The organism is Pseudonocardia aurantiaca (genome assembly GCF_039526725.1).
Taxonomy (GTDB): domain Bacteria; phylum Actinomycetota; class Actinomycetes; order Mycobacteriales; family Pseudonocardiaceae; genus Pseudonocardia; species Pseudonocardia aurantiaca.
Genome location: NZ_BAAAJG010000020.1, coordinates 128621 through 147793 on the forward strand (window position 1 = coordinate 128621; position 19173 = coordinate 147793).

Here is a 19173-nt window from a genome sequence, read left to right on the forward strand (position 1 = left end):
TCATGTGAGCGCCTCTGACGCATCTCCGGAACACCCGGACGAGTGGATCATGAAGGCCGGTTCCGTACCGGGTCGGGTGTCACCCGGCCCGGTGATCAGGAGGGTCCTGAACAACGCCGAGTAGCGCCGAGTTGTTCAGGGCGCTCCCATCTAGGCCCGATCCGCGCCGCTCGCGCCGCGTGCCTCGGTGGGCCGTCTAATGTGATTGCCCATGCCGACCGCCGCCGACACCGTGCCCGCGCACCCCGCGCTGTCCCGGCGGCGCGAGCTCGGCGCCACGAGCGCCCGGTCGTTGCTGCTCACGGTGCTCGGCGAGTTCGTCCTCCCCCGCGGCGACGCCGTGTGGACCCAGGTGCTCATCGACGTGCTCGGTGCGCTGGGCGTCGAGTCGAAGTCGGCGCGCCAGGCGCTCGCCCGCACCGCCGCCGAGGGCCTGCTCGCCTCCGACCGCGCGGGCCGGCGGGTGCGCTGGTCGCTCACGGAGAACGGCCGCACGCTGCTGTCCGACGGCGCCGAGCGGATCTACGGGTTCGGCACCGCGGCCCGCCCGTGGGACGGCCGCTGGTTGGTGCTGCTCGTGAGCGTGCCGGAAGCCCGCCGTCAGCTCCGGCACCGGCTGCGCACACGCCTCGCCTGGGCCGGTCTCGGCTCCCCCGCGCCGGGCGTGTGGCTCAGCCCGGACCCAAGCAAGCAGGGCGAGGTCGCGGACGTGATCGCCGACCTGGAGCTGACCGCCGTCGCCAGCTCGTTCGTCGGGCCGTTCGGGGAGATCGGGGCGCAGCGCCAGCTCGTGGAGCAGGCCTGGAACCTGTCGGAGGTCGAGGCCGCCTACGAGGAGTTCCTCGACACGTTCGCCGAGGCCGCCCCGTCGGGTCCGGCCGAGGTGCTCACCCACCAGATCCACCTGGTCCACGCGTGGCGGCGGTTCCCGTTCCTCGACCCGAAGCTCCCCGGCGAGCTGCTCCCGGCCGAGTGGGCGGGTGCGCGGGCGGCCGCGCTCTTCGACACCCTCCACGCCCGCTGGGGGCAGGACGCGCAACGGCACTGGCAGCGGCTCGCCTCCAACGGCTGACACACCCGGCACACCGGGCAGAACGTGGTCTCGGCGCTCACCCCGCTGGCATTGGGCGCCGTGATCGGCACGGTCGGCTACGCGGCCGGCTTCCTGTTCGCGACGGTCGCTCCGGCCGTGACGCCGGTGGGCCAGGAGCGGACGCCCGAGTGGTGACCTGCCGCTACCTGAGGAGGGTCCTGAACAACTCGGCCCTACTGCGCGACGCTCGCTACGGGCGGAGTCGTTCAGGACCCTCCTAGGCAGCCCGGCCCGAGCAGTGCCTTCAGGTCGCCCATCAGCGACGGGGAGTGCGTGACCTTCAGCGCGTCGTCGAGCCGGAGCACGGTGGTGCGGGAGCCGTTGACCAGCGAGAGGTGCACCTCGGACGTGCCGGGGTGGTTGCTCAGCACGTCCCGGAGCTTGGACACGCGCTGCGGCGTGCACAGCTCGGTGCGGATGTTCACCTTCACCGGGGCGGCCACGCCGCCGGGCCCATGGCTGAGGTCGGGCAGCGCCAGGTCGTTGACGATGAGCGACAGCCGGTCGTCGCGCTTGTTGACCCTGGCCTTGACCAGCACGATCGCGTCCTCGGCGACGTCGACCCCCACCACCTGATAGCAGCGGGGGAAGAACAGCACCTCGATGCCACCGGCGAGGTCCTCCAGCTGCGCCGACGCCCACGGCTCGCCGTTCTTGTTGACCCGCCGGTTCACCCCGGTGAGGATGCCGCCGATCGTGACCTGGTGGCCGTCGGCGACGTTGCCCTCGAGGATCGTGGAGATCGACATGTCCGACTTGGCGAGCAGCACCTGCTCGACGCCGTGCAGCGGGTGGCCGGAGACGTAGAGCCCGAGCATCTCCCGCTCCACGGCGAGCTGGTGCTTCGGGTCCCACTCGTCGGCGGGCACCTTGACGTCGAACACCGAGTCGAGCTCCGAGGGGCCTGACCCGTCCATGGATCCGAACAGGTCGAACTGCCCCATCGACGCGGCCTTCTTGGTGCTCATCACGGCGTCGATGGCGTCGGCGTGCACGAGCAGCAGGCCCTTGCGCGGGTGGCCGAGCGAGTCGAAGGCGCCCGCCTTGATCAGCGACTCGATGACCTTCTTGTTGCAGACGACCGCGTCGACCTTGCGCAGGAAGTCGGAGAAGTCGGTGAACGCGCCCTTCTCCCGGCGGGCCGCCACGATCGCGTCGACGACGTTGACGCCGACGTTGCGGATGCCGCCGAGCCCGAACCGGATGTGGTCGCCGACCGGGGCGAAGTTGCGCACGGAGTCGTTGACGTCGGGCGGGAGCACGGTGATGCCCATGCGGCGGCACTCGGCAAGGTAGACCGCGGCCTTGTCCTTGTCGTCGCGCACCGACGTGAGGACGGCGGCCATGTACTCGGCCGGGTAGTTGGCCTTGAGGTAGGCGGTCCAGTAGGAGACCAGGCCGTACGCCGCCGAGTGGGCGCGGTTGAAGGCGTAGTCGGAGAACGGCAGCAGGATGTCCCACAGCGTCTTGACCGCGGCGGCCGAGTAGCCGTGGTCCTTCATGCCCTGGGCGAAACCCGCGTACTCCTTGTCGAGGATCTCCTTCTTCTTCTTGCCCATCGCGCGGCGCAGCAGGTCGGCCTTGCCCAGCGTGTAGCCCGCGAGCTTCTGCGCGATGGCCATGACCTGTTCCTGATAGACGATCAGGCCGTAGGTCTCGCCGAGGATGTCGCGGAGCGGCTCGGCCAGCTCCGGGTGGATCGCCTTGACCTCTTGCCGGCCGTTCTTGCGGTCGGCGTAGTCGTTGTGGGCGTTGGCGCCCATCGGACCCGGCCGGTAGAGCGCGCCGACGGCGGAGATGTCGTCGAACTCGGTGGGGGCCATGCGTCGCAGCAGGTCGCGCATCGGCCCGCCGTCGAGCTGGAACACCCCGAGGGTGTCGCCGCGTCCGAGCAGCTCGTAGGTCTTGGGGTCCTCGAGCTCGACGCTCTCGATGAGGAGCTTCGGCTTGCCGTTGAGCTCGATGTTCTCCAGGGCGTCGTCGATGATCGTGAGGTTGCGCAGGCCCAGGAAGTCCATCTTGAGCAGCCCGAGCGTCTCGCAGGCGCCCATGTCGAACTGCGTGATGATGGCGCCGTCGGCCTCGCGGCGCTGGATCGGGATGACGTCGAGCAGCGGCTTGCTCGACATGATCACGCCGGCCGCGTGCACACCCCACTGCCGCTTGAGGCCCTCCAGCCCCCGCGCGGTGTCGATGATCTCCTTGACCTGCGCGTCGGCCTCGTAGAGCGCGCGGACCTCGGTGGCCTCGGAGTAGCGCTTGTGCGAGGGGTCGAACACACCCGAGAGTGGGATGTCCTTGCCCATCACCGCGGGCGGCATGGCCTTGGAGATGCGGTCGGCCACCGCGTAGCCGGGCTGGCCGTAGAGCACCCGCGCCGAGTCCTTGATCGCGGCCTTCGCCTTGATCGTGGAGTAGGTGATGATCTGCGCGATGCGGTCCTCGCCGTACTTCTCCGTGGTGTAGCGGATCATCTCGCCACGCCTGCGCTCGTCGAAGTCCATGTCGATGTCGGGCATCGAGATGCGCTCGGGGTTGAGGAACCGCTCGAAGATCAGCTTGTGCTTGATGGGGTCGAGGTCGGTGATGCCCAGCGCGTAGGCGACGAGCGAGCCCGCTGCGGAGCCACGGCCGGGCCCGCACCGGATGCCGACTGCCTTGGCGTGCTGGATGAGGTCGGCGGTGACCAGGAAGTAACCGGGGAAGCCCATCTGGACGATGACGCCGACCTCGTAGTCGGCCTGCCTGCGGTACCGCTCGGTGACGCCGTGCGGGAACCGCATGTGCAGGCCCCGCTCGACCTCCTTGACCAGCCAGCTCTCCTCCGTCTCCCCCTCGGGGACGGGGGCGCGCGGCATGAGGTCCTGGCCCTCGGTGAAGTCGACGTTGACCCGCTCGGCCACCAGCAGCGTGTTGTCGCAGGCCTCGGGGAACTGGGGGTCCCACTGGGCGCGCATCTCGGCGGCGGACTTGAGGTAGAAGTCCTGCGCGTCGAACTTGAACCGGCCGGGGTCGGCGAGCGTCTTGCCCGTCTGGACGCACAGCAGCACCTCGTGCGGCTTGGCGTCCTCGGCGTAGGTGTAGTGCAGGTCGTTGGTGGCGAGGCCGGGCAGGTCGAGCAACTTCTTGAGCCGGAACAGCTCCTCCTGGACCTGCTTCTCGATCGCGATGCCGTGGTCCATCAGCTCGCAGAAGAAGTTGTCCTTGCCGAAGATGTCGCGGTAGTCGCTCGCGGCCTGGACGGCGTCGTCGAAGCGGTCCTGCTGCAGCAGCCGCTGGACCTCGCCCGACGGACAGCCGGTGGTGGCGATGATGCCCTTGCCGTAGGTCTCCAGCAGCTCGCGGTCCATGCGGGGCTTGTAGTAGTAGCCCTCGAGGCTCGCCAGCGACGAGAGCCGGAAGAGGTTGTGCATGCCCTCCGTGTTCTCGGCCAGGAGCGTCATATGGGTGTACATCTCACCCGGGTTGTCGTCGCTGACCTGCTGCCCGCCGAGGGTGGCGCGCTTGCGCTCGTGGCGGGAGCCGGGTGAGAGGTAGCCCTCCATCCCGATGATCGGCTTGACCCCGTTGGCCTTCGCCTTGCGCCAGAACTCGTAGGCGCCGAACACGTTGCCGTGGTCAGTCATGGCCAGCGCCGGCATCTCCATGCGCGCGGCTTCCTTGAACAGGTCATCGAGCCGCGCCGCGCCGTCGAGCATGGAGAACTCGGTGTGCGTGTGCAGGTGGACGAAACTGTCGCCGCCTCTGGAACTGGCACCGCTCGCCATGGGGTGGGGAGCTCCCTCCTGGCACCACCGGAGCGGTGCTCGACGATTCGGGCGGCCCGCCGTCGCCACCGGGCCGGCGGCGCGGATCGATCACGCGGCGTCGAGCTCACGGCGGGCCGGCGGGGACCGCAGGGGACGGCCTCAGATTAGCCCCGGCGCCCGACAGTCTCCGACACCGCCGGACCCTGGCGGAGAACCTCCTGCTCACCTTTCCGCAACCGGCGTGTCGACGGCTGCCACCACTCGGTGGCGCCGCCCTAGACTCGGCTCTGATGTCTGCCCCCTCCCCCTACGCGCCGCTCATCGCGGGCGTCCCCGTCCGCGACGACGAGGTCCCCGTGCTCGGCGGGCGCACCCGCTTCTGGGTCTACGGCCCCGACGACGCGCGGGACCGGATCGTGTTCCTGCACGGCCTCCGCGGCGACCACCACGGCCTGGAGCCGATCGTCGCGCACCTCGCGGGAGCGCAGGTCGTGGTGCCCGACCTGCCGGGGTTCGGTGCCTCGCCGCCGCTTCCCACCACCCCCCACGACGTGGTCGGCTACGCCGCCTGGACGCGTGAGCTGCTCGCCGCCGTCGCCCCGGCAGGCGACGCGGTGCTCGCCGGCCACTCGTTCGGCTCGATCGTCGCCACGGCGGCGCTGGCCGCGGCCCCACCGCCACGGGTGCGGGCGCTGGTGCTGGTCAACCCGATCGCGGCGTCGGCGCTCGCCGGCCCGCGCCGGGTGCTGACGGGGGTCACGGTGGCCTACCACCGCCTCGCCGCCGCCCTGCCCGAGCGCCTGGGCACGGCACTGCTGCGCCACCCCCTGATGACGCGGATCGCGAGCGTCGCGATGGCCACCACCCACGACCGCGACCTGCGCCGCTGGATCCACGCCGAGCACGACCGCTACTTCTCCACGTTCGCCGACCGGCGCACCCTGCTGGAGGCCTTTTACGCCTCGGTGGAGAACGACGTGGCCGGGTTCGCCGCCGACGTCGATGTGCCGACGCTGCTAGTCGCCGCCGACCACGACGACATCGCACCCCTCCCGACGCAGCGCGCCCTCACCATGCGGTTCCCGCACGCGCAGCTGGCCACCGTGCCCGGCACCGGCCACCTCGCGCACTACGAGGCGCCTGCCGAGGTAGCCAGGGAGATCACGGCGTTCCTCGCGGGGCTGCCGGCGTCGTGAAGGTGCTCGCGTGAAGGTCCTGTTCGACTGCCGGTACGTGCGCGTCGACCGGCACGACGGCATCAGCCGCTACACCGCGGGGCTCGCGGCGGCGTTCGCGCAACTGCACCCGGTGGAGCTGCTCGTCAGCGACCGCCGCCAGCTCGCGCACCTGCCCGACGTGCAGTGGCACCTCGTCAGCTCCCCCACCAGCGCGGTCGAGCCGCTCGTGGCCAGGCAGGTGCGGCGGCTGGGCGCCGATGTCGTGTTCTCCCCGATGCAGACGATGGGCAGCTGGGGCCGGGACTACGGCCTCGTCCTGACGCTGCACGACCTCATCTACTACCGCGACCCCACGCCGCCGCCGGAGTTCGCGGCCCCGATCCGGCTGCTGTGGCGCTTGTTCCACATGGCGTGGTGGCCGCAGCGGGCGCTGCTGAACCGCGCCGACGCGGTCGTCACCGTCTCGGAGTCGACCGCGGCGCTGATCGCGCAGCACCGGCTCACCAGCAGGCCGGTCACGGTGGTGCCGAACGCGCCGGACGCCGTCGCCGACCTGCCGCGGGCCCCCCTCGCCGGGGCGCTCGTCTACATGGGGTCGTTCATGCCCTACAAGAACGTGGCGACGCTGGCGAGCGCGATGCCGCTGCTCCCGTACCACGAGCTGCACCTGATGAGCCGGATCTCCCCCGACGAGCGGGCCCGGCTCACCGCGCTGGCTCCCGGCGGCAAGCTCGTCTTCCACGACGGCGCGAGCGACGAGACCTACCGCGAGGTGCTGCGCGGCGCCACCGCGCTCGTCTCGGCATCGCTGGACGAGGGTTTCGGGATCCCGCTGGTCGAGGCCATGTCACTCGGAACACCGGTCGTCGTGAGCGACATCCCGGTGTTCCGCGAGGTGGCGGGGGCCGCCGGGGCGTACGTCGCCCCGAACGACGTGGGCGGTTTCGTGCGGGCCGTGCGCGAGCTCGACGACCAGGACGTGTGGGAGGCACGCTCGGCCACGGCCCGCGACCAGGCGGCCCGCTACAGCTGGGAGACCTCGGCGAAGGTGCTGCTGGCCCTGCTGGAACGCGTGGCAGCCGACCGCGCCTGCGCCCGCACCTGAGGGTCTTACGCCGCGCGGCGCATCGCCAGCTCGTCGCGGCCGAGGATCTTCTCGTAGATGCCCTCGAACGTGTCCAGCGTGGCCGCGATGGCGTGCTCGGCCACGATCTCCCGGCTCACCGCCCCCATGCGGCGGCGCAGCGCGGGGTCGGTGAGGAGCGCGGCGAGGCGGGTGCTCAGATCGGCCACGTCGCCGGGCGTGTAGAGCCAGCCGTTGCGCCCCGGCCGCACGAGGTGCGGCAGCGCCATCGCGTCGGCGGCCACGACCGGCAGGCCTGCGGCCATCGACTCCAGCGTCACGAGGCTCTGCAGCTCGGCGACACCCGGCATGCAGAACACGTCGGCGCCCGCGTACGCGGCGAGGAGCTCGTCCTCGGACACGAACCCGCGGAAGGTCACACGCTCGGCGATGCCCAGGCCGTCGGCGAGGGCCCCCCAGTCCTCGCGGCGCGCACCGTCGCCCACGATCTCCAGTCGGCCCGGCACGCCGGCGGGCAGGGCGGCGAACGCCCTGATCAGCTCGTCGACCCGCTTCTCCTGGTCGAGGCGGCCGACGAACAGCACCGTCGGGACGTCCCCCGGCACGTGCGGGAGAGCCCGGTAGCGGTCGGCGTCGATGCCGCAGGACACCGGGAACGCGTCGACGAGCCCGGCACGGCGCACGAGCAGCTCGACGGCCCGCGGGGTGGGTGCGGTGACGACCGCGGCCTTGCCGAAGACCCTGCCGAGGTCGCGCCAGGCCAGCTCGTTGTAGATGCGCCGCAGGAACCGCGGGATCGGCGCATAGCCGAGGAGGTTCTCCGGCATCAGGTGGTTGGTGGCGACGAGCGGGTAGCCGCTGCGGTGCGCGGCCCGCACCACACCCCGGCCGACGACCATGTGCGCGTTGGTGTGCACGACGTCCGGCTCGATCTCGGCCATCAGCGCGGTGGCGACCGGGAAGGCCTGCCACGGCATGCAGACCTGGAAGCCCTCGTGCTGGTAGTAGCTGTGCGAGCGCACGCCGTGCACGGTGACGCCGTCGCGGACCTCGCGCATGGCGGGCCCGGTCGGTGACGGCGCGAGGACGTGGACCTCGTGCCCGCGGCCGGAGAGTCCGGTCGCGAGCCGCTCGGCGAAGCGAGCCGCGCCGTTGACGTCTGGCGGGTACGTCTCGGCGCCGATGAGGATCCGGAGCGGCTTCACGGAGATGTTCCTCTCGAGTGGGTCGTGCGGTGCGGGGTTGTGGCCAGCGCTGAGGATCACCGGCGGTGCAGGGACTGGGCGCGGCGCCACAGCGTCGGCGGCGGGGTTTCCGGGAGGGCTTCCGGCACAGGGTGCGACGCCGCACCCGGTCCGACCCGGGACGCCCGGGCGGCCACGGCGTCGGGGTGGTGCCGGGCGAGCGAGATGACCCCGGCGGTGGCGGTGATCGCCGCGCCGACGAGTAGGAACCACGTCTCCAGCGGGGTGGCGGCGCCTTCGCCCAGCAGCACGGCGCCGAGCAGGACGGCCACGATCGGGTCGACGACCGTGAGGCACGCGATGACGACCTCGGGCGGCCCGGACCCGAAGGCCTGCTGCACGAGCCACCCGCCGACGAGCACGGATGCGCCGACACCCGCCACGGCCGCCAGCACCGGCGGCTGGAGCGGCCCGACGTCACCGGACGCCACCGACTGCGACACGGCCCTGACGAGCGCCGAGACCAGCCCGAACGCCGCCGCGCCCGCCATGGCGCAGGCCACGCAGCGCACCCAGCCGGACCGGGCTAGACCGAGCCCGGCGAGCAGCAGCACGATGACCGCGACGACGAGGCTCGCGAACAGGGTGGCCATGCCCGGCGGCGGGCTGCTGACGGCGGTTCCGGCGGCGGTGGCGACGAACACCCCGACACCCGCGATGCTCAGCAGCACCCCGACGATCACACCGGGAGCGGGCCGCTGGCTCCGGCGCAGGGCCGTGAGCAGCACCGCGATCGGCACGGCGAGCACCCCGAGCGGCTGCACGACCGACAGCGGCGCCAGCACGAGCGCCGCGGCGTGCAGGCCCGAACCACATGCGGCGAGGGCGAGCCCGGCGAGCCAGCCGGGCCGGCGCGCGATCTCGACGAGGCCGCGCAGCGAGATCGCCTTGCCGGGGCGGTCGTCAGCGGTCGGATCGGACCCGGCTGCGACTGCTCGGTGCTGGAGCACCGCCGCGCCGGCGAAGCACACCGCACCCATGAGGGCGAGCGTTATTGCAAGACCAGGTCCGGCCACTGCATCAATCATGCCGCACCTTGCAGCCGAGGGTCGGGCAGCTCAGAGCCGGATAGGATAGCGGGCTCCAGGGCGCGGTCGACCGCGAGCCGGGTCGCCCGGGCGGTAGCAACCAGCACCAGCATCACTGAGGCAAAGACAACACGCTGCACCCCTCCGATCAGGGGAAATCCCGGTGAACCGGCGATAACGATCGGAATATGACTGAGGAGGAAGAACGCGCTGAGCACCGCGGTCACCCCCGCGAGCCGGCTCAGCGCGGGCGCCGCGGGCTGCCACGCCGGGGCGGCACGGGCCCGGCGCGCCACCATCCAGACCGCCGGTGGCAGCACCGCGAAGACCCATCCGCCCGCGGCGCGGTGCACGGTGGAGACCAGCCCGGCCGAGGCGCCCGGCGCGTGTGTGGGGAACACCGCCACCAGCACGAACGCCACGGCGACGCTCCCGAGCAGGAGGGCGGGCATGCGGGAGCCGGGCAGACCGGCCGCGCGCAGCCCCGTCGCGAGCACCACGGTCGCCACGGCGAGGCTCAGCGCAGCGATGCCCAGCAGCGCATAGCCCCCCGGCCGGAACACGTAGTCGCTGATCACGTCGTGCAGCGGATCGACCGCCCCGATCCCGTCGATGTGCAGGAACCCGAGCGGCAGCAGTGCGACGATCACGCACGTGGTGACGATGGCCTCACCCGCCCACGCGCTGCCACCGGACCCAGGCCCGGTTCCCCCCGTCGTCGTCATGCGCCCACCGTGCCAGCCCGAGGCTGAGACGGACATCAGGATCTCCACCGAGTCCACCCGGGGGTATCCCCCCATTCCCTGATCGGGGGAGCACGTCATCGGGTAGTGACACCGCCATCATCGACGGGCGGGTCGGCGCGCTCCACCTGCTCGGGGAGGAGCGGGGAGAGCGCCAGCTCGCGCGCGGTCACGTCCGGCGGCGCGGCCTGCACGGCCCGCACCTCCGGACGCCCCGCGAGCGCCGCCAGGCCGGCCCGGTCGGCCCGCACGACCAGCGCCAGCACGCACCGGCAGGCCGGGTCGGCGAGGAGACTCGCCTCGGCGGCGGCGACGTCCCGCTGTCGTCCGGTGAGCCGTGCGGCGTCGGCTTCGGCGCGCTGGCGGGCGCGCGCCTGCGCGTTCTCCAGCGCCTGCACGGGGCCGACCCTTTCCTCGAGCGCCTCGAACCTCAGCGCCGTCTGCACTCGCGGGATCGGCGCGCGCAGCACAGCCGTTACCGGGCTGCTCCCGGCGACGGCCGCGACCGCGTCCCCGATGGAAAGCTGCTCGGGGAGCTGCACCAGCGCGAGCGCGGCGACGCCGTCGGGGGGCAGGTCCGCCGGGATCCGCGCCAGGTAGGCGGCGACGTCCTCCCCCGGGTCCGGCCCGAGCCGGACCGCGCCGGCGGCCGGGGCGGGGACGGGGGCCGCGTTCTGCGTGCCGGCGTACCAGGCGACCAGCAGGACGGCGACGGCGCAGGCCAGCAGCGCCCCGATCCGCCCTCGCGCGCTCACCTACCACCCCCTGTGGCCCCGCCCAGTGTCGGGGGCGGGGCTGAAAGCGCTGCGCGCGGGTGGGCGGGAGCGGACGTGGCGCGTCCTTCAGTCCCGCAACTGTTGCAACGCGTGGTCCAGGTCGGCCGGGTAGGGGCTCGTGAACTCCACCCAGCGGCCGTCGGCCGGATGCTCGAAGCCCAGCGCGCGGGCGTGCAGCCACTGGCGTTGCAGCCCGAGGCGCTTGGCGAGCACCGGGTCGGCGCCGTAGGCCAGGTCGCCGACGCAGGGGTGGCGCAGCGCCGCGAGGTGCACGCGGATCTGGTGGGTGCGGCCCGTCTCCAGCCGGACGTCGAGCAGCGACGCGGAGCGGAACGCCTCGAGTGTGTCGTAGTGGGTGACGCTCGGCTTGCCGCCCGCCACGACGGCGAACTTGTAGTCGTGGCGCGGGTGGCGGTCGATCGGGGCGTCGATGGTGCCGCTCGAGGGGTCGGGGTGGCCCTGGGCCACGGCGTGGTAGCGCTTGTCGACCGTGCGTTCCTTGAACGCCCGCTTGAGCACGGTGTAGGCGTGCTCGGACGCCGCGACGGCCATCACGCCGGTGGTGCCGACGTCGAGCCGGTGCACGATGCCCTGCCGCTCGGCCGCCCCGGAGGTCGAGACCCGGTAGCCGAGCGCGGCGAGCCCGCCGACGACGGTGGGCCCGGTCCAGCCGGGGCTGGGGTGGGCGGCCACCCCCACCGGCTTGTCGACCACGATGATCTCGTCGTCGGCGTGCAGCACGGTGAGCCCGGCCACGACCTCCTCGTCGCCGACGATCACGGCGGGCGCATCCGGCTCCGGCAGCTCCACCTCCAGCCACGACCCGGCCGAAAGCCGGTCGGACTTGCCGGCCGCGCGCCCGTCCAGGGCCACCCGGCCGTCCTCCGCCAGCGCGGCTACGGCCGTGCGCGAGAGGCCGAGCAGCCGCGACAGCCCGGCGTCGACACGCATGCCGTCGAGGCCGTCCGGTACGGGGAGCTGGCGGGTGTCAGTCACCGGCGGGCCCGTTCCGCTCCTCGGCGCTCTGCGTGCCGGAGCGGGTGCCGTCGAGCTCGCGGCCGAGCAGGGCCATCAACACGAGCAACACCCCGCCGCACACGATGGAGGAGTCGGCGAGGTTGAACACCGGGAAGACGCGCCCGTCGGTGGCGAAGACGGACACGACGTCGACGACGTGGCCCTGCAGCGGGCCGGGTGAGCGAAAGATGCGGTCGGTGAGGTTGCCGAGCGCCCCGCCCAGCACCAGGCCGAGCGCGATGGCCCAGCCCGTGGAGCGCAGCCGCCGCGAGACCCGGATGATCACGACGACCACGGCGATGGCGATGACCGTGAGGAGCCAGGTGTAGCCCGTGGCGAACGAGAACGCCGCTCCAGGGTTGCGGATGAGCTGCAGGTACACCAGCCCGCCGAGTAGCTCGACCGGCGCCCGGCCCTCCAGCTCGGCCACCGCGACGACCTTCGTGATGATGTCGGCGGCGAGCACCAGGGGCGCGATGATGGCGAGCAGCCGCACTTTGGAGGCGAGGGCGGGGGCGATCGTCGCCGAGCCGCTCGTTCCCGGGCCGCCGGGCTCGTCCGAGGACGCGGGGAGTTCGCTCACGCCTCACATCATCCCTTATCCGGCTCGCCCTCCGGCTCGGCGTACCACCGCGCGAGCCGCCCGCGCCGGTCGACGGCCCGGATCCGGGCCTCGGCCGCCTGCCGCACGCCGCCGGCCGCGACCACCAGCAGCTGGTCGCGCTCACGCAGCCGGGTACCGCCGGTCGGGGTGAACCCCTCCCCCGCACGCACCACGAGGCTGACGGTGGCCCCACGCGGCAGCCGCAGCTCCCGCAGGTACACGCCGCGCAACTGCGAGCCGACGGGGATGTACACCTGCAGCAGGTCGGCGCTCAGCTCCTCGAGCGGTGCGACCTCGACGGAGAGCTCCCGCGGTTGCGCCGGCCGGGCCACACCGAGTTGTCGCGCCACCCACGGCAGCGTTGTGCCCTGCAGCAGGGTCAGCACGACGACCAGCACGAACACGACGTCCACCAGGGCGAGCCCGGTGGGGGCGCCCTCGGTGACGGCGATCAGCGCCAGCACGATCGGCACCGCCCCGCGCAGCCCCGCCCACGACAGGAACGCCTGCTCCCGCCACGGCAGGCGGAACGGCAGCGCGGCCGCCAGCACCGACAGCGGGCGCGCCGCGACGAACAGCACCAGGCCGGCGACCAGGGCAGGCACCACCGCGTCGACCAGCCGCAGTGGGGAGGCGAAGAGCCCGAGCAGCACGAACAGCCCGATCTGGGCGAGCCAGCCGGTGCCCTCGGCGAAGGAGCGCACGCCGCCGCGGTGCGGCAGGTCGGAGTTGCCCAGCACGAGCGCGGCGACGTACGTGGCGAGCAGGCCGGACGCGTGCGCGAGCTGGCCCGCCGAGAAGGCGAGCAGGCACACCGCGATCGCGGCCAGCGGGTACAGGCCGGTAGCCGGCAGCGCGACGCGGCGCAGCACCCAGGCCCCGGCCCGCCCGAGCACCGCCCCGATGGCGCCGCCCGCGGCCAGCTCGTAGATCACCAGCAGCGGCGTGAGCCACGTCAAGGGGTCGCCGGAGGCCAGGAGGATCACCGCCAGCACGACCGGCGCGTCGTTCATGCCGGACTCCAGCTCGAGTGCGCCCGCGAGCCGCGGCGACACGCCGACGCTGCGCAGCACGCTGAACACCGCGGCCGCGTCGGTGGAGGACAGCACCGCGCCCCACAGGAACGCGGCGCGCCAGTCCAGGTGCAGCAGCAGGTGCAGCGCCACCCCGACCACACCGATGCTCACGGCCACCGCGACGGTGGAGAGCGCAATGCCGAGACCAAGGGACGGCCGCACCGCCTCCCACCGCGTAGTGAGCCCGCCCTCAACGAGAATCAGCACCAACGCGGCGAGCCCGATCGACTCGGTGAGCGCGGCGTCGGAGAACTGGATGCCGAGCACGGACTCGCCGAGCAGGATGCCGATCGCCAGGTAGAGCAGGAGGGAGGGCAGCCCCAGCCGCACCGAGGCGGTCACGGCGAACACGCCGACCAGCAGGACCGCGGCCCCGATGCCGAGCAGCACCTCAAGGCTCGCCATGCCCACCTCCGCCCGCCACACCGTATCGGCGCAGGTGACAGCGTTCCCAGAGGGAGGGGAACGGCGCGGCCGAACTCCCCCGGAACGGGGGGTTGTCCCCACCCTGCGTCGGGGACCTGCGGGATGGTGCCCCGGACTGGCCGCTGCCTAGCCTGACCGCATGGTCATCTCGATGCCGACGGTGCGTGCGGCGGGGCAGCGGCCGGACCCGGTGCGCGCCCTGCTGGCGCCGTCCACCTGGCTCGCCGCCGCCCACCTGCTCCTCGACGCCGTGGTCGGTTCGGCCTACGCGTTCGTGCTGCTCAGCGGCTTGTTCGTCACTGTGCTCCTCATGCCGTTCGCCCTGCTCGGGCTGCCGGTGTGGATCATCACGGCGTGGCTGAGCATGGCGATGGCGCGCATCGAGCGCGCTCGCTACCGGCTGTTGCTCGGCGTGGACATCCCCGAGCAGCCGATGCCGCCGTGGCGGCGCAACCCCCTGCGCTACGGGGGCGACCTGTGGCGCGACCCCGGCGTGCGCCGCCGCGCCGCGCACCAGGCGCTCGCCGCGCCGATGGGCCTGCTCACGGCCGGCGTCGTGTACCTGCTGCTCACGGGTGCGGTCGCGCTGCTCGCGATGCCGCTGCTCACGTGGCTGCTGCCGACGGGCGGCACCGTCACCTTCGGCGTCCCCCTCTCCGACACCGCCGGCGGCCGGGCCCTGCTCGCGGCGGTCGGGCTCGGGCTGCTCCTGCTCGCGCCTGCCGTGCTGCGGGCGCTCGCCGCCCTCGACATCGCCGTCGCCCGGTCGCTGCTCGGTTCGGTGCCCGGCGCGCTCGCCCGGCGCGTGGACGAGCTGGAGCGCAGCCGCGCCCGGGTCGTCGACGCAGGGGAGGCCGAGCGGCGCCGCCTGGAACGCGACCTGCACGACGGCACTCAGCAGCAGCTCGTGGCGCTCGCGATGACGCTGGGCCGGGCCATGGCCCGCTACAAGCAGGATCCGGCCGCCGTCGGCGACCTGCTCGCCGACGCGCACCAGCAGGCGAAGGAGGCCGTCACCGACCTGCGCGGGCTGATCCGCGGGCTGCATCCGCCGGTGCTCACCGACCGCGGCCTCGACGCCGCATTGTCGGCGGTGGCGGCGCGCTGCCCGGTGCCGGTCGACCTCACAGTCGAGCTGCCGGAGCGTCCCAACGCCACCGTCGAGGCCATCGGCTACTTCGTGGTCGCCGAAGGGCTCACCAACGTCGCCCGGCACTCCCACGCCACACGGGCCACGGTGGCGGTGCAGCGCGAGGGCACCGGGCCGGTCTGGATCACGATCTCCGACGACGGCGTGGGCGGGGCCGACCCGGAGCGCGGCACCGGCCTGCGCGGGCTCGCCGACCGCGTCTCCGGGGTGGACGGCCAGCTCGGCGTCGACTCCCCCGTGGGTGGACCGACGGTGTTGACCGTCGAGCTGCCCTGCGCCGTCACCGGGCTGACCAGGTGACGGCGGTCGCGGCTCCCCGCGTCACGGTCGCCGAGGACTCCGTGCTGCTGCGCGAGGGCATGTGCCGGCTGCTGGCCGAGTCCGGTTTCGCCGTGGTCGGGGCCGTCGGCGACGGGGAGGAGCTGCTGCGGGCGGTGGCCGCCGACCCGCCGGACGTGGTGGTCGCCGACGTCCGGATGCCCCCGACGCACTCGGACGAGGGCCTGCGCGCGGCCCTCGTCATCCGGTCGCGCTGGCCGTCGGTGGCGGTGCTCGTGCTCTCGCAGTACGTCGAGGAGCGCTACGCCACCGAGCTGCTGGCGGGCGACACCCGCGGCGTCGGCTACCTGCTCAAGGACCGCGTCGCCGACGTCGAGTCGTTCGTCGAGGCGCTGCACCGCGTGCGGGCGGGCGGCACGGCGCTGGACCCGGAGGTGGTCTCGCAGCTCTTCGCGCGGGCGCGCCGGGTCGGCCCGCTTGCGGCGCTCACCCCCCGCGAGCGTGAGGTGCTCGCGCTGATGGCCGAGGGCCGCTCCAACGCCGGGATCGCCGGGGCACTGGTGGTCAGCGAGGGTGCGGTGGAGAAGCACATCAGCGGGATCTTCGGGAAGTTCGCCCTTCCGGCGGCACCGGCCGACCACCGCCGGGTGCTCGCGGTGCTGCGATACCTGGAGGACCAGTGACCGCGCCCGCTCCAGCGACGGCGCCGGCGCACCCACGCCGCGGGGTGGTCGCCGCCGCCGTGCTGCTGGTCGTCGTCGTGATCGGCACGGGCGCTGTGCAGCTGTTCTCCCAGATCGTGAGCGGCACCATCGAGTCGACCTCGGTGCTCACGCCGCTCGCCGACCGCTTCACGGTCGACACCGACGCCGACCTCACCGTGGTGCCGAGCACCGACGGGCAGGTCCGCGTGCACACCGTGGTGCGCCACGGGCTCGGGCAGCCCGACCTGGTGGAGGAGTCGACGCCCGCGGGCGTGCGTCTCGCCGTCGACTGCAACGCCATGCTCGCTTCCAGCTGCGACGTCGCGTACGCGGTCGAGCTGCCGCCGTCGTTCGAGCTGGTGGTGAGCGGCATGTCCGGCGACGTCACCGCACGCGGGCTGACGGGCCCGGTCCGCGTCGACCGGGAGAGCGGCGACATCGCGCTGTTCGACGTCAGCGGCCCCGTCGACGTCACGAGTATCTGGGGCGAGATCACGGCGATGGGCCTGGGCAGCGACACGGTGCGGGCCGAGTCGATCACGGGTGACGTGCGGCTGGAGCTGCTACAGCCGCCGCAGTCGGTGCAGGTGGACGCGACGAGCGGGGAGGTCGACGTGGTCGTTCCGGCCGGGGCGAGCTACCGGGTGTCGGCCTGGACGCGTTCCGGCGAGCGTGCGGTGACCGTGCCCGTCGACCCGTCGTCGCCGCGCATGATCACCGTGGACGGCGGTTCGGGCGACGTCCGGCTGCACACGGGCTGAATCGGGACGCTCAGCCGGCGGGCCAGGAGAGTGTGGCGGCCAGCCGTGGCCGGACGAGGCCGTCGAGCGCTGCGCCGACCTCGGGCACGGCCGTCGCGGGAAGGCACAGCCGCCGCGTCACCCACACCGGGTCCTGCCGTGGAGGGGCGACGCGCTCCCACCGCCACACCGCGGGCTCGATCCCGAGCTCCCGCAGCACCGCGACGGCGTCGTCCGTGGTGGCGGACGGCGGGCGGTGCAGGCCGTGGAACCGCTCCCAGAGCGGGTCGAGCCAGGCCATCGGGTGCTCGCCCATCATCTCGACGACAACCCCGCGCCCGGCCGCCGCGGTGAGCGCGAGCAGGAACGGCGGCAGGTCGACAACGTTGTGGAGCACGTGGTGGGAAACCACCACGTCGGCCGTGCCCGCGGCGGCCGCGATGTCCGGCCAGCGCCCGAGAACCGTGCGGTGGGGCACCCCGCGGGCCTGCGCCTCCGTGGCGAAGGCGTCGAGCATGTCCTGCTGCTGGTCGGCCCCTGTGACGTGGGTGGCGCGCTCGACCAGCGCGAACGCCGCCGCCCCTCCGCCGCAGCCCACGTCGAGCACGGTGCCACCGGTCCCGAGGAGCTCGAGGGCCGCGCGCCGGGACGGGGTGTCGACGGGCTCCGTAGGTGCGGCGAAGTCGCGGACCTCGTGGTGCCACGGGTTCGTGTCCGCCTTGGCCAGGATCTCCGGCGGGACGCCCCGGCCTTCCTGACGCTCCGCCCAGACCGCCGCTGCCTCACCCACCGGGCCGAGTATGCCCTCGTCATCCCAGTGGGATCAGGAACTGCTCCACCAGCAGCTCAAGGCGCTCGTCCCGCCGGCCCACGGACAGCCGGCCGCCGCGTTCGAGCGTCACCAGCCCGTGCAGCGCGCTCCAGGCAACCTCTGTGAACGTGCCCGCCTCGCGGTCGCCCACCAGCGGTGCGAGCACCTCGTAGAACTGCGTGAACGCGGCCTGCAGCGGTGCCGGCGTGGTGGGCTGCGCGAACGGCAGGTCGGTGGCGAGGGTGAACATGGCGTCGTAGAGCGCGGGGTTGGCGTAGGCGAACGCGGCGTAGGCGGCGAAGACTCGGGCCAGGGCCTCCCGCGGGGCGCCTGCGCCGGTGCGGGCGGAGGCGAGCGCGTCCGCCAGCTCGGCGAAACCCTCCAGCGCGACAGCGGCGGCGATCGCGTCCTTGCCGGAGAAGTGGCTGTAGAGGACGGGCTGGCTGTACTCGATCTTCTCCGACAGCCGCCGGGTGGTGACGGCGTCCCACCCCTCGGCCTCGGCCAGCTCACGGGCGGCGCTGACGATCAGGTCGTGGCGGCGGGCACGCTCGCGCTCGCGGCGCTGCTGCACGGACATGACAGCAAATCTAGCACCGCTAGCGGGTCGAGCGGCGCTCGTGTTAGCGTCGACCGCGTTGCTAGCAGTGCTAGGAGATTGATAGAAAATCGGAGGAGTACATGTTCGTCACCATCGCCGCCACCGTCCTCGCCTGCGTGATCGGGGTCGGCATCATCCTGATCGGGACGCGCTACCTCCTGGCCCCACAAGCAAGCGCGAGCACGTTCGGCCTGCGCGAGTGGCCAGCCGAGGGCGCGAACGGCTGGCTCAACGTGAAGGGCGTGCGGGACATCGTGTCCGGGCTCGTGATCCTGGTGCCGCTCGCGCTCGGGCAGACGCAGGTGGTGGGCTGGCTGCTGCTGGCCGCCGCCGTCACCCCGTTCGCGGACGCGGTGATCGTGCTGCGGGGCGGAGGCAGCAAGCGCCTGGCATACGGCATGCACGGAGCAACGGGCGTGGCAGTCCTGGTGGCCGCAGCCCTGTTCCTCCTCTGACCCCCACCCCCGCGAGTCGCTGCGAAACTGCGAGCGAGTCGCTGGAAAAGTGCGAGCGAGTCGCTGGGCTCTTTGAGGACAAGTTCTAGGCCAGGAGCTGGACGAGACGGGCCCGCAGAGCGGGCTCGTCGCCGGTGAGCGCCAGCACCTTGTCCCGGCCACGGGCCCCGGAGACGAGCTCGACATCGGCCCGCCGGATCCCGAACGCCGCCGCGACCGCCGCGACCACCGCGGTGTTGGCCGCGCCCTCCACGGCCCGTGCCCGCACGGAGACGAGCAGCGCGGGGCCGCGCGGGCCGTCCCAGCGCCCGCCGACGTGCTCGGCGCGCGCCCCCGGCCGGACGCGGATGGCGACCTTCACGCCGCGACACGCCCGCAACTCGCGCTCAGCTTTTCAGCGACTCGCTCGCACTTT

19 protein-coding genes are annotated in these 19173 nt (G+C 73.0%); 8 read left to right on the plus strand and 11 right to left on the minus strand.

The features are described 5' to 3' along the window. The first annotated feature begins 211 nt into the window (after positions 1-211). Positions 212-1072: a PaaX family transcriptional regulator gene (locus tag ABD143_RS27600; protein ID WP_343984348.1), complete on the plus strand. Its 861-nt coding sequence runs from the start codon at positions 212-214 to the stop codon at positions 1070-1072. 24 nt (positions 1073-1096) lie between these two features. After that, positions 1097-1228, plus strand: coding sequence for a hypothetical protein (locus ABD143_RS27605; protein WP_343984349.1), 132 nt, complete (start codon positions 1097-1099; stop codon positions 1226-1228). Positions 1229-1299: 71 nt separating this feature from the next. Here the strand turns inward: ABD143_RS27605 and dnaE are convergent, their stop codons facing one another. Further along, complete coding sequence (gene dnaE / locus ABD143_RS27610; RefSeq protein ID WP_343984350.1) at positions 1300-4860, minus strand: DNA polymerase III subunit alpha; 3561 nt, start codon at positions 4858-4860, stop codon at positions 1300-1302. 272 nt (positions 4861-5132) lie between these two features. Between dnaE and ABD143_RS27615 the strand changes: the two genes are divergently transcribed. Further along, on the plus strand, positions 5133-6038 hold the full coding sequence (locus tag ABD143_RS27615) for an alpha/beta fold hydrolase (RefSeq protein WP_343984351.1): 906 nt from the start codon (positions 5133-5135) through the stop codon (positions 6036-6038). Between the two features lie 10 nt (positions 6039-6048). Next, a complete protein-coding gene (locus ABD143_RS27620) occupies positions 6049-7125 on the plus strand; it encodes a glycosyltransferase family 4 protein (RefSeq protein ID WP_343984352.1) in 1077 nt (358 codons plus the stop codon). 5 nt (positions 7126-7130) lie between these two features. On the opposite strand, the gene ABD143_RS27625 is transcribed toward ABD143_RS27620, so the two are convergent. The 7 genes from ABD143_RS27625 to ABD143_RS27655 all read right to left on the minus strand — a co-directional run bounded on the left by ABD143_RS27625 (position 7131) and on the right by ABD143_RS27655 (position 13997). Beyond that, complete coding sequence (locus ABD143_RS27625) at positions 7131-8309, minus strand: glycosyltransferase (RefSeq protein WP_343984353.1); 1179 nt, start codon at positions 8307-8309, stop codon at positions 7131-7133. A 56-nt stretch (positions 8310-8365) separates the two neighbouring features. Beyond that, on the minus strand, positions 8366-9376 hold the full coding sequence (locus ABD143_RS27630) for a DMT family protein (protein ID WP_343984354.1): 1011 nt from the start codon (positions 9374-9376) through the stop codon (positions 8366-8368). After that, positions 9373-10101, minus strand: coding sequence for a DUF998 domain-containing protein (locus tag ABD143_RS27635; protein ID WP_343984355.1), 729 nt, complete (start codon positions 10099-10101; stop codon positions 9373-9375). The genes ABD143_RS27630 and ABD143_RS27635 overlap by 4 nt, the downstream gene beginning before the upstream one ends. 95 nt (positions 10102-10196) lie before the next feature. Continuing rightward, complete coding sequence (locus ABD143_RS27640; RefSeq protein WP_343984356.1) at positions 10197-10874, minus strand: hypothetical protein; 678 nt, start codon at positions 10872-10874, stop codon at positions 10197-10199. Positions 10875-10961: 87 nt separating this feature from the next. Further along, positions 10962-11846: an RluA family pseudouridine synthase gene (locus ABD143_RS27645; protein WP_343984389.1), complete on the minus strand. Its 885-nt coding sequence runs from the start codon at positions 11844-11846 to the stop codon at positions 10962-10964. Between the two features lie 37 nt (positions 11847-11883). Beyond that, positions 11884-12495 carry a signal peptidase II gene (lspA, locus tag ABD143_RS27650; protein WP_379659689.1) on the minus strand — a complete coding sequence of 204 codons (612 nt, stop codon included), beginning with the start codon at positions 12493-12495 and terminating at the stop codon, positions 11884-11886. An 8-nt stretch (positions 12496-12503) separates the two neighbouring features. Then, a complete protein-coding gene (locus ABD143_RS27655) occupies positions 12504-13997 on the minus strand; it encodes a potassium/proton antiporter (RefSeq protein ID WP_343984357.1) in 1494 nt (497 codons plus the stop codon). Positions 13998-14157: 160 nt separating this feature from the next. On the opposite strand from ABD143_RS27655, the gene ABD143_RS27660 reads away from it, so the two are divergent. Genes ABD143_RS27660 through ABD143_RS27670 form a run of 3 tightly spaced genes read left to right on the plus strand, consistent with a single transcriptional unit; the run spans position 14158 to position 16912 of the window. Then, the gene (locus ABD143_RS27660) at positions 14158-15468 is read left to right on the plus strand and encodes a sensor histidine kinase (RefSeq protein ID WP_343984358.1); all 1311 of its coding nucleotides are present in this window, start codon (positions 14158-14160) and stop codon (positions 15466-15468) included. Then, a complete protein-coding gene (locus ABD143_RS27665; RefSeq protein ID WP_343984359.1) occupies positions 15465-16130 on the plus strand; it encodes a response regulator in 666 nt (221 codons plus the stop codon). Before ABD143_RS27660 ends, ABD143_RS27665 begins: the two co-directional genes overlap by 4 nt. Beyond that, complete coding sequence (locus ABD143_RS27670) at positions 16127-16912, plus strand: DUF4097 family beta strand repeat-containing protein (protein ID WP_343984360.1); 786 nt, start codon at positions 16127-16129, stop codon at positions 16910-16912. The genes ABD143_RS27665 and ABD143_RS27670 overlap by 4 nt, the downstream gene beginning before the upstream one ends. A 10-nt stretch (positions 16913-16922) precedes the next feature. Here ABD143_RS27670 and ABD143_RS27675 read toward each other — a convergent pair whose 3' ends face one another. Together ABD143_RS27675 and ABD143_RS27680 are read right to left on the minus strand one after the other, a co-directional pair. Further along, positions 16923-17681, minus strand: a complete 759-nt coding sequence (locus ABD143_RS27675) for a class I SAM-dependent methyltransferase (RefSeq protein ID WP_343984361.1) — start codon at positions 17679-17681, stop codon at positions 16923-16925. A 19-nt stretch (positions 17682-17700) separates the two neighbouring features. Next, positions 17701-18282: a TetR/AcrR family transcriptional regulator gene (locus ABD143_RS27680; RefSeq protein ID WP_343984362.1), complete on the minus strand. Its 582-nt coding sequence runs from the start codon at positions 18280-18282 to the stop codon at positions 17701-17703. 101 nt (positions 18283-18383) lie between these two features. On the opposite strand from ABD143_RS27680, the gene ABD143_RS27685 reads away from it, so the two are divergent. Then, positions 18384-18758 (plus strand): DUF4267 domain-containing protein, encoded by a 375-nt coding sequence (locus ABD143_RS27685; protein WP_343984363.1) that lies wholly within the window; start codon positions 18384-18386, stop codon positions 18756-18758. An 85-nt stretch (positions 18759-18843) separates the two neighbouring features. On the opposite strand, the gene ABD143_RS27690 is transcribed toward ABD143_RS27685, so the two are convergent. Next, on the minus strand, positions 18844-19119 hold the full coding sequence (locus tag ABD143_RS27690; RefSeq protein ID WP_343984364.1) for a DUF167 domain-containing protein: 276 nt from the start codon (positions 19117-19119) through the stop codon (positions 18844-18846). Positions 19120-19173: the final 54 nt, after the last annotated feature.

Bases quoted from the DNA above. Each gene is read 5' to 3' on its own strand.
- ABD143_RS27600 (WP_343984348.1), top strand. From the start codon at position 212: ATGCCGACCGCCGCCGACACCGTGCCCGCGCACCCCGCGCTGTCCCGG.
- dnaE (WP_343984350.1), bottom strand. From the start codon at position 4,860: ATGGCGAGCGGTGCCAGTTCCAGAGGCGGCGACAGTTTCGTCCACCTG.
- ABD143_RS27615 (WP_343984351.1), top strand. From the start codon at position 5,133: ATGTCTGCCCCCTCCCCCTACGCGCCGCTCATCGCGGGCGTCCCCGTC.
- ABD143_RS27630 (WP_343984354.1), bottom strand. From the start codon at position 9,376: ATGATTGATGCAGTGGCCGGACCTGGTCTTGCAATAACGCTCGCCCTC.
- ABD143_RS27635 (WP_343984355.1), bottom strand. From the start codon at position 10,101: ATGACGACGACGGGGGGAACCGGGCCTGGGTCCGGTGGCAGCGCGTGG.
- ABD143_RS27645 (WP_343984389.1), bottom strand. From the start codon at position 11,846: ATGCGTGTCGACGCCGGGCTGTCGCGGCTGCTCGGCCTCTCGCGCACG.
- ABD143_RS27655 (WP_343984357.1), bottom strand. From the start codon at position 13,997: ATGGCGAGCCTTGAGGTGCTGCTCGGCATCGGGGCCGCGGTCCTGCTG.
- ABD143_RS27660 (WP_343984358.1), top strand. From the start codon at position 14,158: ATGGTCATCTCGATGCCGACGGTGCGTGCGGCGGGGCAGCGGCCGGAC.
- ABD143_RS27680 (WP_343984362.1), bottom strand. From the start codon at position 18,282: ATGTCCGTGCAGCAGCGCCGCGAGCGCGAGCGTGCCCGCCGCCACGAC.
- ABD143_RS27685 (WP_343984363.1), top strand. From the start codon at position 18,384: ATGTTCGTCACCATCGCCGCCACCGTCCTCGCCTGCGTGATCGGGGTC.